Origin of the sequence: Micromonospora sp. NPDC093243 (assembly GCF_044753725.1) — a bacterium.
GTDB lineage: Bacteria > Actinomycetota > Actinomycetes > Mycobacteriales > Micromonosporaceae > Micromonospora.
In genome coordinates this window covers 750,710-765,146 of the sequence record NZ_JBIVNT010000004.1, presented here as the reverse complement: position 1 = coordinate 765,146, position 14,437 = coordinate 750,710, and the positions used below count along the sequence as shown (strand labels likewise).

Sequence of the window (14,437 nt, the reverse complement as noted above, 5' to 3'; positions counted from 1 at the left end):
ACAAAGGTAGACGACTCAGGCGGGACGCGGCGCGTCGATGTAGTGCGGCAGGAACCTCGCGTAACCGTCGGTGATCAGACTGACGCTCTCCCGTACCCCGGCGCCGGCCGACTCACCGGCGACGATCCAGCTCCCCAGCACCGTCCGGTTGCCGTCGAACTCGGGTAGCGGGCGGAACTCCTGGTAACACCAGCCCTCGTCGCCGTAGATCCCGGGGTTGGTGATCTCCTCGGTGGGCGTGACGATCCGCACCGAGCCGCCCTCCCGGCCGAGCAGCGGCTTGGCCACGTACTCGGACATCCCGCGCGGCGAGTCCAGGTACGCGGGGAGCAGGTACTCGTGCCCCGGGTAGAGCTCCCAGAGCACGGCGAGCAGCGCCTTGTTGGAGAGCAGCAGCTTCCAGGCCGGTTCGATCCAGGTGGTCGGCGTGCCCGGTTCGAGCGCGAGCCGGCCGTACGGCTCGTCGAGCATCCACTCCCACGGATAGAGCTTGAAGCAGGTGGTGACCGGCTGGTCGGCCGCGTCGACGAAGCGCCGGCCGTCCCAGCCGATCTCCTGGATCGGCAGCAGCTCGACGCCCAGCCCGGCCTGGCGGGCCGTCTCGGCCAGGTAGCCGGCCGTCATGTGATCCTCGCCCGACTCCTCCTCACTCGACCAGGCCACGTGCACCCGGCGATCGTGCAGTCCGGCGCCGACCGCCGCCCACGCCCCGACCAGCCGCTCGTGCAGGCTGTTCCACTGGTCCAGCTCCGGGCGGGTCTGCTCCAGCCAGTACCACTGCACGATCGCCGCCTCCACCAGTGAGGTCGGGGTGTCGGCGTTGTACTCCAGCAGCTTCGGGGGCCAGCTGCCGTCGTAGGCGAGGTCGAAGCGGCCGTAGAGGGTCGGCGGCCCCTCGCGCAGCGACCGGGCCACCGCCTCGGCCGCCCAGGTCGGGATGCCGAACTCGGCGTACCGCCCGCGCGCCACCACGTGCTCGGCGGCGGCCACCGACATCCGGTGCAGCTCCTCGGTCGCCTCCTCCAGCCGCAGCACCTCGGCGAGGTCGAAGGCGTAGGCGGCGGTCTCGTCCCAGTACGACATGACCCCGCCGTCGGGCAACTCGGTGTCCACGTACACCAGCCCCTGGGCGCGGATGGTGGCGTCCCAGTCCGGTCGGGGGGTGACCGACTTTCGGCGCACCTCAGCCGCCGCAGGAGGCGAGGTGCGTGCCGAAGCCGCCCCGATCGGGCACGGCCGCGGCGGCCGGCTCGGGGGCGCTGCGCGCCGTGGACGGGCCGGCGACCCGCATCGCCAGCGCCACGGTGTCGCCGCCGCCCCCGGGCCCGAGCGCGCAGTCGTCGTCATCGTCGTCGTCGGAGGTCAGGTTGCAGCCGGACAGAGCGAGGGCCAGGGCGGTGAGCGCGCCGAGCTGCACGGAGGCCGACCGGAGCCGGCGGCGGGGGTGTCGTTCCACGGCATCGTTGTAGCCGATCCGTGCCACGTCCGTGTGCCCCGGGGCGGCTCCCGGGCAAGGCCGCCGCCCCTCGGCGCGGGCCCGTGCACGGGCGTTACGCTCGGCTCATGCTCCGTTCCGTCATCCTCGCCGCCTCCCGGTCATCCCAGGTCGAGCGGCTCGTCGCGACTGCCCCGTTCACCCGGGACGTCGTCCGCCGGTTCGTCGCCGGCGCCAAGACCGACGACGCGCTGCGCGCCACCCGCGCACTCGTCGACGACGGTCTCGCGGTCACCCTCGACAACCTCGGTGAGGACACCGTCACCCCCGAGCAGGCCAACGCCACCCGGGACGAGTACCTGAGGCTGCTGCGGCTGCTCGCCGGTGCGGGGCTCACTCCGGCCGCCGAGGTCAGCGTGAAGCTCTCCGCGCTCGGGCAGAAGTTCGACGAGCAGTTGGCGTACGACAACGCCCGGGCGATCTGCGCGGCGGCGGACGCGGCGGGCACCACGGTCACCCTGGACATGGAGGACCACACCACCACCGACTCGACCCTGGACGTCCTGGCCAAGCTCCGCAAGGACTTCCCGTCGACCGGGGCGGTCCTCCAGGCGTACCTGCGACGGACCGAGTCGGACTGCCGTGAGCTGGCCACTGCCGGTTCGCGGGTGCGGCTCTGCAAGGGGGCGTACAAGGAGCCGGAGTCGGTGGCCTACCAGTCCGCCCGCGAGGTGGACAAGTCCTACGTCCGCTGCATGAACGTGCTGATGTCCGGCGACGGCTACCCGATGCTGGCCACCCACGACCCGCGGTTGATCGCCATCGGCGAGGACCGGGCCCGCTGGTTCGACCGGGGGCCGGAGCGATTCGAGTTCCAGATGCTCTACGGCATCCGCCCGGAGGAGCAGGCCCGGCTGGTCGCCGAGGGTTACACCGTGCGCACCTACGTCCCGTACGGCGACGAGTGGTACGGCTACCTGATGCGCCGGCTCGCCGAGCGCCCGGCCAACCTGGTCTTCTTCGGCCGCGCCCTGATCTCCAAGAAGTAGCCGCAACCGATCGCCCGGACGGGCCGGTGGGATGTCGTCCCGCCGGCCCGTCCGTCGTTTCGGCTTGACGCCGGCGGCTAATAGGGTTAGCTTTTTGGTTATGGACATTAGCTACGTTGATCGGGTCGGCGGTCGGATCGCCTACGAGGTGCACGGTGCCGGGCCGCTGGTGGTCCTCGCCCACGGCATGGGTGAGAACCGCGGCTCCTACCGCCATCTGGTGCCGCTGCTCGTCGCGGCCGGCTACCGGGTGGCGTCGACGGACGTCCGGGGGCACGGCGCGTCCAGCGTCGGCTGGTCGACGTACGCCCCGGCGGAGGTCGGCGGCGACCTGCTGGCGGTGGTCCGCGACCTGGGCGGCGGTCCGGCCGTCCTGGTCGGCAGTTCGTCGGCCGCCGCGGCTGTGGTCTTCGCGGCGACCGAGGCGCCCGAGCTGGTCGCCGGCATCGTGCAGATCGGCGCGTTCGTGACGCAGCCCAAGCTCAACCCGGCGCTGCGGCTCGCCCTGGTGGCCGTGATGCGCAGCCCGAGACTCTTCGGGATGTTCCACCGGACCCTGTTCCCGGTCACGCGGCCGGCAGACGACGCCGCGTTCCGCCGGGCGATGGTCGCCAACCTGCGGGAGCCCGGCCGGATGGCGGCCATGCGCGGGGTCGTCGAGCCGGTCGAGCCGCACTGGACGGCCCGCGCCCGGGAGGTCCGGCAGCCGGTCCTGGTGCTGATGGGCGCGCGCGACCCGGATTTCAAGGACCCGGGCGCCGAGGCGCGCGCCGCGCGCCGGCTCTTCGCCACCGCCGAGGCCCGGATGATCGCCGACTCCGGCCACTACCCGCACGCCGACCAGCCGGCGCGCACGGCCGAGCAGCTGACCGCGTTCCTGGCGGTGACCTCCGGTGCCTAGGGTCGGTCTCAACCAGCAGACCGTGGTGCGTGAGGCCGCCCGGCTGGCCGACGAGGTCGGCTACCAGCAGCTCACCCTCGCCGCGTTGGCCGCCCGCCTCGGCGTCGCGCTGCCCAGCCTCTACAAGCACGTCCGGGGCGCCGACGCGCTCACCCAGAAGCTCTCCGCGCTGGCCACCGCCGAGCTGGCCACCGAGCTGACCGGCGCCGCCGTCGGCCGGGCCGGGGTGGACGCCCTGCGCGCCATCGCCACCGCCTACCGGGCGTATGCCCACCGGCACCCCGGCCGCTATCCCGCCGCCCAGCGGGTGCCGGACCCGGCCGACCCGGAGCACGTGGCCGCAGGGGAGCGGGCGGTCGGCGCCATCTATGCGGTGCTGCGCGGCTACGGGCTCACCGGCGACGATGCGGTCGACGCCACCCGGATGCTGCGCAGCGCGCTGCACGGGTTCGTCGCGTTGGAGGCGGCCGGTGGCTTCGGCCTGCCCCGCGACGTCGACCGCTCGTACGACGAGCTGATCGCCGCGCTGGACACCGCCTTCCAGGCATGGTCCGGGCGGCGGCGATGATGCGCGCCCTCGGGCTGCTCCTGATCTTCCTGCTGGAGCTCGCCGTGCTGGTGGTCGGCGTCCGGTGGGGTTGGGCGCTGGACGCGGCCACCCCGGTCCGGCTGCTCGCCGCCGCCGCGGCGCCATTGCTGCTCGCCGCGCTCTGGGGGGTTTTCGGCTCGCCGAAGGCCCGGGTATCGCTGTCGGCGCCGGCCAAGCACACCTTCCAGGCCGGCTGGTTCGTGCTGGGCGGCGGCCTGCTCGCCGTGCTCGGCCGGCCGCTGCTCGGGGTCGCGCTGGTCGCCGTCTGGGCCGTCACCGTCACCCTGCTCCGCCGCACCGGCCGCCCGGCGTAGGTGTCGTTCGGGCGACCCGGAGTAGCGGCCGGGCGAACCGATCGGTGGTGACCCCTCGCCCGATCGGCCGGTTGGTCGTTACCCTTCGCCCGTGACTGACGGTTTGGACGAGCCGCGTCCCCCGCGCCGACTCTGGCCGGTGTGGACGGTGCTCGGGGTGCTCGTGCTGTTGCTCACCTGCGGACTGCCGGCGGTGCTGGTGGTCGGGGTGCTCCGCGATGGGACCCACCGGGCGGTGCTGAGCCGGGCCGACCCGACGGCCGACGATCCGGCGACCCGGGCCGGGCGTCAGCTCGCCGATCGGATAGCGACCGAGTTGGACCGGCAGTCCGCGGCCCTGCTGGCCGGCGACCGGGCCGGCTTCCTCGCGGTCGCCGAGCCGGCCGCACACGCCGACCTGAAGCGCCGGTTCGCCGCCCTTCGCGCGCTCAAGGTGACCACCTGGCGGGCCGAGGTGACCGGCCTGCCCACCCCGACGCCCGACCGGGCCGGCGAGTGGCGGCTGCTGGTGCGATTCCAGTACTGCTTCGTGGTGGCCGGCTGCCGGCCCAGCCCGGTGCTGGCCGGCACCCGCTGGCGGGACGCCGGAGGAGTTCCCCGGCTGGTCGCGGTCGAGGAATCCAAGTCGGCGCAGACCGGTACCCGGCCGTGGGAGATCAGCGAACTGGCCGTCGCGACCGGACCGCGCACCATCGTCGCCACCACACCCGCGCTGCGCGGCAAGCTGCCGAACCTGCTGGCCCAGGCCGAGGCGGCGGCGAAGGTGGCCGACCGGTACGCGCCGACCGGTGCGGTCCCCGACCGCTACCGGATCTTCTACGCCGGGCGGACCGAGTGGGAGAGCTGGTACGGCGGCGGGCGGCCGAAGTGGACGGGCGGGTACGCGGTCACCGTTGGCGGTGGGCACCAGGAGGTGGTGCTCAACGCCGACGGGCTGACCCCCGCCGGCACGGACGACCTCCTCCGGCACGAGCTGACCCACGCCTCGTCCCTGCCCGAGCGGGGTTACCCGGGCGCGGACGACTGGTGGCTGGTGGAGGGGCTGGCCGAGTACGCCGGGGCGGACGGCGAGCCGGTCGGCCGGTACAGCGGGCTGACCGAGGTGCGGCAGCTGGTCCGGAGCGGCTGGAACGGGAAGCTGGACGGGATCGCGCCCGCCGACGACGCGTCCGCCGAGCGGGTCGCCAGCAGCTACGGCCTGGGCTATCTGGCCGTCCGGCACCTCGTCGACCGGTTCGGTGAGCAGCGGGTACTCGCCTTCTTCGCCGCCGTGGTGCACGAGGGCAGGCCGATAGAGCAGGCCGCCGAGCGAGCCCTCGGCGAGCCCTGGCCCGCCCTGCACGACGAGTGCGTCGCGTACATCCGGGCCCTCGTCACCTGATCCGGCGGCCTGCCGCCTCAGCTGGTGCCCGCCGAGGCGGCCACATCGGCGGGCGTCGACCTCGGCTCGTAGCATGGGCCGCGTGCGCCGCACCGATCCGCCGCGGCTGCGCGCAGCCATGCGGCCCCGCCTGCTCGTCGCCCTGCTCGCCACGGTCGTCCTCACCGGCACCACCGCCGCGTCCTGCGGCGACGATCCGCCGCCCTTCGCGCTCGCCGCGGTCGGCCGGTCCGCCGTCACCGAGGTGGTGGATGCTCCGGCGACCGTCACCGCACGGGCGGCGGCCACCCTCACCGCGCCCGCCGACGGCACGCTCACCAGCCTGCGTGTCCAGCCCGGCCAGCGGGTCCGCAAGGGTCAGGTGCTGGCCGTCATCAGCTCCCCGTCCGCTCAGGACCGGCTCCGGCAGGCCCGGGCGGCACTGACCGCCGCGAAGCGGGCCGGGCGCGGCGTCGGGGTCGGCGAGCTGGGTGGCAGCCGGCGCGGCACCGACCGGGCCGCCGCCGAGGCGTTCGACGCGGCGCGGACCGCCGCCGGAAAGGTCGGCGACCCGCGTCTGCGCGACGCGCTGCTGCGCCAGGTCGAGGCCGCCCAGCGGCAGTACGCCGCCGCCGCGCGCACCGCGGACCAGGCGGTCCGGGCGGTGCAGCAGGGCATCAGCGGGTTGAACTCCGCGGTCGGCGCGCTCTCCGCCGCGCAACGGCTGCAAGCCCAGCAGGCGTACGACCTGGCGAAGGCGACCGTCGACGCGCTCACCCTGCGCGCCCCGATCGGCGGCGTGGTGCAGCCCGGCGGGACGAGCGGTGGCGGCAGCTCGGCCGACGCGCTGGCCGGGCTGCTCGGTGCCGGTGGCGTGCCGGCCGGCCTCGCCCCCGGGGCACTCGCCCCCGCGCCGACCGGGCCGCCGCCCGGCGTGGACGGCGCGGTCCCCGTCGGCGGGCGGGTCACCGCCGGCACGCCGGTCCTGACCGTGGTGGACCTCGGCGAGCTGGGCCTGCTCGCCGAGGTGGACGAGACCGACGTGCTGCTGGTCCGGGCCGGGCTCACCGCCGAGGTCGAGTTGGACGCGGTGACCGGTGCGACGTACGACGCGACGGTGCGCTCGGTGGACGTCCTGCCGACCAACTCGGCCCGCGGCGGAGTGTCCTACCGGGTGCGGCTCACCCTCGGCGCGGGTCGGCTCGGCGAGGGTGAAGCCGCCCCGACGCCCCGCCCCGGCATGAACGCCGTGGTCCACCTGCGGGTCCGTGAGGCCACCGACGCGGTGACCGTACCCGCCTCGGCGGTCTTCTCGGTGGACGGCCGGGACGCGGTGTGGGTGGTCCGGGAGGGCCGGGCCGACCGGGCGGCGGTGACGGTGGGCGTGCAGGGGCAGGACCTCGTGCAGATCGTCAGCGGGGTGCAGGCCGGCGACCGGATCGTGGTCCGCGGCGCCGACCAGGTCCGCGAGGGCCAGGAAGTCGGATGAGCTCGACGGTGCCGGCGATCGAGGCGGTCGACGTGTCCCGGACGTACCAGCTCGACGGGGTGTCGGTGCCCGCGCTGCGCGCGGTGACGCTGACCGTCGCGTCCGGCGACTACGTGGCTCTGGTCGGGCCGTCCGGTTCCGGCAAGTCGACGCTGATGCACCTGCTCGGCGGGTTGGACCGGCCGACCGGCGGCCGGTTGGCGATCGGCGGCCGGGAGGTGGCCGGCCTCAGCGCGCCGGAGCTGGCCACCCTGCGCAACGAGACCATCGGCTTCGTCTTCCAGGCGTTCCACCTGCTGCCCCGGACGTCCGCGGTGGACAATGTCGCGCTGCCGCTGGTCTACCGGGGCGTCGGCGCCCGGCAGCGGCGGCAGCGGGCGGCGGCCATGCTGGGCCGGGTCGGGCTCGGGCACCGGCTCGACCACCGGCCCAACCAGCTCTCCGGCGGCGAGCAGCAGCGGGTCGCCATCGCCCGCGCGCTGGTCACCGACCCGGCTGTGCTGCTCGCCGACGAGCCGACCGGCAACCTGGACAGCGTGACCGGCGCGGCGGTGCTGGAGTTGCTGGAGGAGCTGAACACCGACTCCGGCGTCGCCCTGGTGATGGTGACCCACGATCAGGAGGTCGCGGCCCGGGCCCGGCGACGGATAACCCTGCGCGACGGCGTGGTGGTCGCCGACAGTGCCCGATCCGACCTTCATGATCCACCGCTGTCCGGCGGCTCCGGCGTACCTGAGACACTGGTCCCCGCTCCCAGCGCGGAGCCCCGGTCCGCGTCCGGAAGCGGCTCGGGGTGCCCGCCCGGTGGCTCCGGTGGCGCCACCGGAGCCACCGGGCGCCTTCCGCGACCGACCGCCGCCAGGGCCGACGTACCGGACGGGGACGACCGGTGAGGCTGGCCGAGGCGTGGCGGGTGGCGCTGGACGCGCTGCGCGCGAACCGGCTGCGCAGCGCGCTCACCATGCTCGGGGTGATCATCGGCGTCGCCTCGGTGGTGGTGCTGGTGGCCATCGGCACCGGCACCAAGGAGCAGGTCGAGCGGCAGGTCGAGGGGCTCGGCTCGAACCTGCTCCTGGTGGTTCCCGGCCGGCTGGATGTCGGCGCCGCCCCGGCGGTCTCCCCGCTCACCCTCGCCGACGTCGACGCGGTCACCCGGGTGGTCGGCGACCCGAACCGGGTCGCGGTCACCGTCGCCTCCGGCGCCACCGTGCGCGCCGGGAACCGCAGCGACTTCAGCACGGTGCAGGGGGTGCTGGAGACCACCCCGCAGGTCTTCACCCGGGAGCTGGCCCGGGGCCGCTACCTGAGCGGATCCGATGTGGACACCGGCCGCCGGGTGGCGGTGCTCGGGGCCGCCGTGGCCGGCGCGCTCTTTCCCGACCGGGACCCGCTGGGCCAGCAGATCGCCGTGGCCGGGGTGCGGTTCCGGGTCGTCGGCGTCTTCGCGCCGCTCGGTCAGAGCCTCGGCGTGGACCGCGACGACGAGGTGCACATCCCGGTCACCGCGGCGCAGCGGCTCTACGGCACCCAGCGGGTCGACGGGATCGCGGTGAAGGCGCCGGACCGGGAGCGGATCGACGAGCTGGGCGACCGGATCGTGGCCGAGCTGGCCCGCCGGCATCCGGGCACCGAGTTCAGCGCGGTCACCCAGGAGCAGATCCTCGGCGTGCTGGGCGACATCCTCGGTGTGCTGACCGGCGTGCTGGCCGCCATCGCGGGCATCTCGCTGCTGGTCGGCGGGGTCGGCGTCTCCAACATCATGCTGGTCGGCGTCCGGGAACGGACCCGGGAGATCGGGCTGCGCAAGGCGGTCGGCGCCCGACCACGGGACATCGGCGTGCAGTTCCTGCTGGAGGCGGTGCTGCTCACCTCGATCGGCGGGCTCACCGGCATGGCGCTCGGGGTCGGCACCGCGTTGCTGGTGGACGCAGTGTCGCCGATCCCGGCGGCGATCACCTGGTGGTCGCTGGCGCTCGCCTTCGGGGTGTCCGCGGCGGTGGGGATCATCTTCGGGGTGGTCCCGGCGCAGCGGGCTGGAAAGCTCGACCCGGTGGTCGCGCTTCGCGCCGAGTGAAGCCCCAGCCGCGTCGAGCGGGAGACGCCCGCCGGTCGCGCTCCGTGTCCCGGGCCAGCGGTTCCGGCAACGGGACGCACGACGCAGGAAGGGAGGTATCGGCAGCTCAGAACGGGTGAACCGAGGCCCGATTCATGATCAGTTGTACGAAGGGATCGCGCCGGTAACAGCGGCCCCGCTACCGTACTGGTAACACGCGCGTCGCCGGTGCGAGCGGGAGCAACCGTCGGATTGGCACGCGCCGGGCATGGGATGGGTCGGTGAGCCATGGCCGGGTCGCAGTCCGACGGTCGGCTGTCGGAGGTCAAGTTCCTGACCGTCGCCGAGGTGGCGACGGTCATGCGGGTGTCGAAGATGACGGTCTACCGCCTGGTGCACAGCGGTGAACTCACCGCGGTGCGGGTCGGCCGGTCGTTCCGGGTGCCTGAACACGCGGTGCACGAATATCTCCGGGGCGCCTTTCAGGAAACCGCCTGAGCCACCGGACAGCCCCTCGCCCCCAACCTGACGGGCCCCCGCAGTCGCGAGCCAGGCCGGCTCCCCGCGAGCGCGAGGAGTGAGCTTGCGAGCCCCGCAGTCGCGAGCCACGCAGGCTCCGATGAGCGCGAGGAGTGACCGCGCGGGCCCACGGCCCTGAATGCGGGATCGCTCCGGCGGGTGCATCGACGGGGGCGCGTTGGTCCTGATGAGGCTCTCCCGCTACCCTGGACCCCGACCGTGACCGCACCCCGTGCGCCCTGCCGCCCGACCTGGTCCGGTCCGTTGTCCGCAAGCGGTCGCCGATGCCACCCGCGTGGCGTCACCCGGTCCGCCCCGCACGTTGTATCGAAAGGCTGTCGTATGGGCTCGGTGGTCAAGAAGCGCCGCAAGCGCATGGCTAAGAAGAAGCACCGCAAGCTGCTGCGCAAGACCCGCGTCCAGCGTCGCCGTCTCGGCAAGTGACCCACGCCGGGCCCACGGCCCGGCAACGGCGTCACTTGCCAACTGTCGACCCTCGGAGGCTCAGGTGATCAGGCCGCGGATGTCCCGGCTCGATCACGCCTGCCGGGGAAGGTGCGGAGGATGACCCCCGGTGGCACCCCAGGTGCCCCGGGGGTCGTCGTCGTGACCGGGGTGGGCCGCTACCTCGGCGCGCACGTGGCCGCGCGGCTCGCCGGCGACGAGCGGATCGAGCGGGTGATCGGCATCGACCCGGCCGAGTCCGGCAACGAGTTCGCCGAGCTGCTCGACGGGGTCGAGCGGATCCGGATCGACCCCGGCTCGCTCGGCGGCCTCCTCGCCGACCTCGAGGTCGACGCGGTGGTGCACCTCGCGCTGGTCACCGCCCCCGACCAGCAGCACGGCGGCCGGTCCGCCATGAAGGACCAGAACGTCATCGGCACCATGCAGCTGCTCGCCGCCTGTCAGCGCGCGCCCCGGCTGCGCAAGCTGGTCGTCCGCTCCTCGACCGCCGCGTACGGGGCGTCCTTCCGCGACCCGGCCGTTTTCACCGAGGAGACCGAGCCGCGCGAGGTGCCGCGCGGCGGCTTCGGCCGCGACATCCTCGACATCGAGGGGTACGTCCGCGGCTTCCGCCGGCGCCGGCCCGACGTCACCGCGACGGTGCTGCGCTTCGCGCCGTTCATCGGCTCGACCGCCGACACCACGCTGACCCGCTACTTCTCCCAACCGGTGGTGCCCACCGTCTTCGGCCGTGACCCGCGGCTGCAGTTCCTGCACTTCGACGACGCGCTCGAGGTGCTGCACCGGTCGGTCGTCGAGGAGCACCCGGGCACCTACAACGTGGCCGGCCCCGGCGTACTCAACCTCACCCAGGCGATCCGGCGGGCCGGCCGGGTGACCCTGCCGGTGCTGGAGCCCGGCCTCTCCGGGGCCGCCGCGCTCGCCCGCAACCTCGGCTTCGGCCGCTACGGCCTCGACCAGGTCGACCTCTTCGTGCACGGCCGGGTGGTCGACACCAGCCGGCTGGAGCGCGAGTACGGCTTCACCCCGCGCTCCACCGCCGCCGCGTTCGACGACTTCATTCGAGCGCACCACGGCGGCGCGGTGGTGACCCGCGGTCACCTGGCCATCGCCGAGCAACTGGTGCTGGACGGCCTCCGGCAGGTGCGGGCCGCCGTACGGGAGCGGTCGTGAACGGGCCGGGGCGCGACGGCGCCGAGCTCGGCGGCCGGTTCGACGTACCGCCGAACCCGCCCGGCCCGGACGCGGAGCCGGCGCGGCGCAACGGGCACCGGCACGCCGGCCCGGCCGCCTCCGGCGCGGCGTCGCGGCCGGACGGACCGGCGGTGGCCGACCGGCCGGGGGACCCCTGGGACCGCAAGGTGGCGAGCGGCCTGGCGTTCCTGCGCCGCCGGCTCGCCGGCGACTACGAGGTCGACGAGTTCGGCTTCGACCCGGAGCTGACCGAGTCCGTCTTCCACCCCGTGCTGCGGCTGCTCTACCGGGACTGGTTCCGCACGGAGGTCACCGGCATCGAACATGTGCCCGCCGACGGCGCCGGCCTGATCGTCGGCAATCACTCGGGCACCGTGGCGCTGGACGCGCTGATCCTCTCGGCCGCCCTGCACGACCAGCACCCCGCACACCGCTTCCTCCGGCTGCTCGGCGCGGACCTGGTCTTCCGGATGCCGATCGTCTCCGAGCTGGCGCGCAAGTCGGGTGGCACGGTGGCCTGCAACCCGGACGCCGAGCGCCTGCTCGGCACCGGCGAGCTGGTCGGCGTCTTCCCCGAGGGCTTCAAGGGCATCGGCAAGCTCTACTCCGAGCGCTACAAGCTGCAACGCTTCGGCCGGGGCGGGTTCGTCTCGGCCGCGCTGCGTACCGGCACCCCGATCGTGCCGGTGGCGATCGTCGGGGGCGAGGAGATCTATCCGATGCTCGCCGACATCAAGCCCCTCGCGCGGCTGCTGAAGCTGCCCTACTTCCCGGTCACCCCGACCTTCCCCTGGCTCGGGCCGCTGGGCATGGTCCCGCTGCCGAGCAAGTGGCTGATCGAGTTCTGCCCGCCGATCCCGACGGCGCACCTGACCGACTCGGCCGACGACCCGCTGGTCGTGTTCAACCTCGCCGACCAGGTGCGGGAGACCATCCAGCAGACGCTGCACCGGCTGCTGGAGCGGCGCCCGGACCCGTTCGGCCCGTGAGCCGGCTCAGTCGGCGCGGCGACGGCGGTGCAGCGCCAGGCCGGCGCTGACCGCACCGGCCAGCAGCCCGGCCGCCGCGGTCGACGGGACGGCGACCTTGACCGCCCGCCGCCCGGTGCGGAAGTCGCGTACCTCCCAGCCGTGCTCCCGGGCCCGCCGCAGCAGCACGCCGTCGGGGTTCACCGCGACCGCCCGGCCGACGGTGGAGAGCAGCGGCAAATCGTTGGCGGAGTCGCTGTAGGCGGCGCACCGGGCAAGGTCGAGCCCTTCCACCGCGGCGAGCTGGGCCACCGCTTCGGCCTTCGCCGGCCCGTGCATGAGATCGCCGACCAGCCGGCCGGTGTAGGCGCCGTCGACGATCTCCGCGACCGTGCCGATCGCGCCGGTCAGCCCGAGCCGCGTCGCGATGACCCGGCCGATCTCCACCGGGGCGGCGCTGACCAGCCAGACCCGCTCACCGGAGTCCAGGTGGCGTTGGGCGAGCCCACGGGTGCCGGCCCAGATCCGCGGCGCCATCAACTCGTCGAAGATCTCCTCGGCGAGCCGCTCCACGTCGTCCACCCGCCAACCCTCGATGAAGGCGAGCGCGGCCTGCTTGGCCTGTGACATGTCGCCGACGTGCTCCCGCGCCAGCAGGCGGAACCGGAGCTGCTGCCAGCCGAACCGGGCCAGGTCGCCGGTGGTGAAGTAGTCGCGGGCGGCGAGCCCGCGGGCGAACCAGTAGATCGAGGCGCCCCGCATCATCGTGTTGTCCACGTCGAAGAAGGCCGCCGCGGTCGGGTCGGGCTCCGGCGGTGTCGCCGCCGGCCCGGCCTCGGCCCAGCCGGCGGTGTGACCGTGGGCGTCGGTGCTCACCGTCACCTTGCGGCTGCGGGCCACGCGACCACCCTCCCTCGACCGGCGCGACCTGCGCCTCGATCGAGGGTAGCCGGACCTCGCGGTGGGGGCGGGAAGTCCGGGCGAGCCGGCGGCTCAGCGGTCGGCGGGGCAGCTGGCCGGGGCCGGACCCAGGGTGTCGCTGGCCACCGGCGCGGGGAGGCCGCAGCCGATGGCGGCGCGCAGCGCGTCGGAGCGTTCGCGGACCGCGTCGAGCAGGGTCAGCGAACGGCGGGTGCGTTCCCGGTCGGCCCGGCCGGCGCCGTCGAGCAGATCGCTCACCGCACGCCGCTGCCCGGTGACGAAGGTGTTGACCGCGTCCAGGCCGGCCGCGTCGGAACGCTGCACGGCGGTGGTGGTCAGCAGCCGTACGCCCTGACGGGTGTCGGCGTCCATGTCGTCGAGCACGGCACTGAACCCGACCTGGTCGCCGCGCAGCTCGGCGGCCTCGCCGAGGCGGGTCCGGGCGAAGTCGAGGAAGAGCTGGCCGCGGCTGATGTCCGAGCTGGCCAGGGCGAGCTGGGCGCGTTCGGTGGAGCGCTTCATCCCGTAGAGGGCGTCACCCGGCACCGCGTTCTCGCTGGCCGCGGAGATGCCGGAGACGGCGACGGCACCGGCCGCGATGCCGACCAGGATGGCGCCCCGGGCCCGAGCCCGACGCGCGGTGACCGCGGGCACCAACGAGCCACGGGTGCTCCCCGTGGTGCGCTTGCCGTCCGGGTCGGCCGCCGTGCTGGCCGCCGGTGTGCCGAGGCCCTCGCGCTCCGCGGTGGCCAGGAGCATCGCCCGTAGGCCGGTGCGGAACTCCGGGTCCACCTCGACGCTGGGGCGCTCGGCGCTGAGCCGCTGCCCAACCGCGACGAGCGGGGCGAGCTGGTCGTCGACCCGGGACCGGACGTGATGCCGCCGGCCGCCGTTGGCCTCGTCGAGCAGCTGCGCGAAGCGCTCGGCGCGCCGGCGGGAGAAGAGGATGTTATCCACCGCGGGCACCTCCTCTCGCTGGTCACGGCCGGTCGGCCGCCGTCGTAGCCAGCGACCGGCGGCAACGTGACGCCGCGGGAGGCGAGGTCGCGGCGCGGGTGCGCCGTCGACCTCGGGAGCCCGGGGGGATGCCGGGGCAACCACCGGTCGCACCCGGAGAAACGGTCCTTGCCGGGCACGGGTTACGGGGCCGGCGGGGCGGAAATCACAGAAAGTGACCGGC

16 protein-coding genes are annotated in these 14,437 nt (G+C 74.4%); 12 read left to right on the top strand and 4 right to left on the bottom strand.

The window, feature by feature from the left end; genetic code table 11:
• Window positions 1-15: 15 nt before the first annotated feature.
• Together ACIP9D_RS17340 and ACIP9D_RS17335 are read right to left on the bottom strand one after the other, a co-directional pair.
• A complete protein-coding gene (locus tag ACIP9D_RS17340) occupies window positions 16-1,182 on the bottom strand; it encodes a glutathionylspermidine synthase family protein (RefSeq protein WP_350875708.1) in 1,167 nt (388 codons plus the stop codon).
• Window position 1,183: 1 nt separating this feature from the next.
• Entirely contained in the window at window positions 1,184-1,456 is a 273-nt protein-coding gene (locus ACIP9D_RS17335) for a hypothetical protein (protein ID WP_350875707.1), read from the bottom strand.
• 107 nt (window positions 1,457-1,563) lie between these two features.
• Here ACIP9D_RS17335 and ACIP9D_RS17330 point away from each other — a divergent pair, with 107 nt between their 5' ends.
• From ACIP9D_RS17330 to ACIP9D_RS17275, 12 genes are all read left to right on the top strand, one after another.
• Window positions 1,564-2,484, top strand: coding sequence for a proline dehydrogenase family protein (locus tag ACIP9D_RS17330; RefSeq protein WP_350875706.1), 921 nt, complete (start codon window positions 1,564-1,566; stop codon window positions 2,482-2,484).
• Between the two features lie 100 nt (window positions 2,485-2,584).
• Window positions 2,585-3,385, top strand: coding sequence for an alpha/beta hydrolase (locus ACIP9D_RS17325; RefSeq protein ID WP_350875704.1), 801 nt, complete (start codon window positions 2,585-2,587; stop codon window positions 3,383-3,385).
• Window positions 3,378-3,953 (top strand): TetR-like C-terminal domain-containing protein, encoded by a 576-nt coding sequence (locus ACIP9D_RS17320; protein WP_350875702.1) that lies wholly within the window; start codon window positions 3,378-3,380, stop codon window positions 3,951-3,953. The genes ACIP9D_RS17325 and ACIP9D_RS17320 overlap by 8 nt, the downstream gene beginning before the upstream one ends.
• Window positions 3,932-4,288, top strand: a complete 357-nt coding sequence (locus ACIP9D_RS17315; RefSeq protein WP_350875700.1) for a DUF2568 domain-containing protein — start codon at window positions 3,932-3,934, stop codon at window positions 4,286-4,288. Before ACIP9D_RS17320 ends, ACIP9D_RS17315 begins: the two co-directional genes overlap by 22 nt.
• Window positions 4,289-4,379: 91 nt before the next feature.
• Window positions 4,380-5,669: a hypothetical protein gene (locus tag ACIP9D_RS17310; RefSeq protein WP_350875698.1), complete on the top strand. Its 1,290-nt coding sequence runs from the start codon at window positions 4,380-4,382 to the stop codon at window positions 5,667-5,669.
• Window positions 5,670-5,742: 73 nt separating this feature from the next.
• Window positions 5,743-7,137, top strand: a complete 1,395-nt coding sequence (locus tag ACIP9D_RS17305) for an efflux RND transporter periplasmic adaptor subunit (RefSeq protein WP_350875696.1) — start codon at window positions 5,743-5,745, stop codon at window positions 7,135-7,137.
• On the top strand, window positions 7,134-8,030 hold the full coding sequence (locus ACIP9D_RS17300) for an ABC transporter ATP-binding protein (RefSeq protein WP_350875694.1): 897 nt from the start codon (window positions 7,134-7,136) through the stop codon (window positions 8,028-8,030). Before ACIP9D_RS17305 ends, ACIP9D_RS17300 begins: the two co-directional genes overlap by 4 nt.
• Window positions 8,027-9,211 (top strand): ABC transporter permease, encoded by a 1,185-nt coding sequence (locus ACIP9D_RS17295; RefSeq protein WP_350875692.1) that lies wholly within the window; start codon window positions 8,027-8,029, stop codon window positions 9,209-9,211. Before ACIP9D_RS17300 ends, ACIP9D_RS17295 begins: the two co-directional genes overlap by 4 nt.
• A gap of 267 nt (window positions 9,212-9,478) precedes the next feature.
• A complete protein-coding gene (locus ACIP9D_RS17290) occupies window positions 9,479-9,688 on the top strand; it encodes a helix-turn-helix domain-containing protein (RefSeq protein WP_007465625.1) in 210 nt (69 codons plus the stop codon).
• Between the two features lie 363 nt (window positions 9,689-10,051).
• A complete protein-coding gene (locus tag ACIP9D_RS17285) occupies window positions 10,052-10,153 on the top strand; it encodes a 30S ribosomal protein bS22 (protein ID WP_007465623.1) in 102 nt (33 codons plus the stop codon).
• 120 nt (window positions 10,154-10,273) lie between these two features.
• Window positions 10,274-11,347 carry an NAD-dependent epimerase/dehydratase family protein gene (locus ACIP9D_RS17280; protein ID WP_350875689.1) on the top strand — a complete coding sequence of 358 codons (1,074 nt, stop codon included), beginning with the start codon at window positions 10,274-10,276 and terminating at the stop codon, window positions 11,345-11,347.
• A 152-nt stretch (window positions 11,348-11,499) separates the two neighbouring features.
• A complete protein-coding gene (locus ACIP9D_RS17275; RefSeq protein ID WP_350875831.1) occupies window positions 11,500-12,357 on the top strand; it encodes a lysophospholipid acyltransferase family protein in 858 nt (285 codons plus the stop codon).
• Window positions 12,358-12,363: 6 nt separating this feature from the next.
• Here ACIP9D_RS17275 and ACIP9D_RS17270 read toward each other — a convergent pair whose 3' ends face one another.
• Complete coding sequence (locus ACIP9D_RS17270; RefSeq protein ID WP_350875687.1) at window positions 12,364-13,236, bottom strand: HAD-IB family hydrolase; 873 nt, start codon at window positions 13,234-13,236, stop codon at window positions 12,364-12,366.
• Between the two features lie 93 nt (window positions 13,237-13,329).
• Window positions 13,330-14,223: a DUF5667 domain-containing protein gene (locus tag ACIP9D_RS17265; protein WP_400450224.1), complete on the bottom strand. Its 894-nt coding sequence runs from the start codon at window positions 14,221-14,223 to the stop codon at window positions 13,330-13,332.
• Between the last annotated feature and the right edge of the window lie 214 nt (window positions 14,224-14,437).

Coding starts and splice junctions, on each gene's coding strand:
- ACIP9D_RS17325 (WP_350875704.1), top strand. CDS start 2,585: ATGGACATTAGCTACGTTGATCGGGTCGGCGGTCGGATCGCCTACGAG.
- ACIP9D_RS17280 (WP_350875689.1), top strand. CDS start 10,274: ATGACCCCCGGTGGCACCCCAGGTGCCCCGGGGGTCGTCGTCGTGACC.
- ACIP9D_RS17305 (WP_350875696.1), top strand. CDS start 5,743: ATGGGCCGCGTGCGCCGCACCGATCCGCCGCGGCTGCGCGCAGCCATG.
- ACIP9D_RS17300 (WP_350875694.1), top strand. CDS start 7,134: ATGAGCTCGACGGTGCCGGCGATCGAGGCGGTCGACGTGTCCCGGACG.
- ACIP9D_RS17330 (WP_350875706.1), top strand. CDS start 1,564: ATGCTCCGTTCCGTCATCCTCGCCGCCTCCCGGTCATCCCAGGTCGAG.
- ACIP9D_RS17290 (WP_007465625.1), top strand. CDS start 9,479: ATGGCCGGGTCGCAGTCCGACGGTCGGCTGTCGGAGGTCAAGTTCCTG.
- ACIP9D_RS17285 (WP_007465623.1), top strand. CDS start 10,052: ATGGGCTCGGTGGTCAAGAAGCGCCGCAAGCGCATGGCTAAGAAGAAG.
- ACIP9D_RS17315 (WP_350875700.1), top strand. CDS start 3,932: ATGGTCCGGGCGGCGGCGATGATGCGCGCCCTCGGGCTGCTCCTGATC.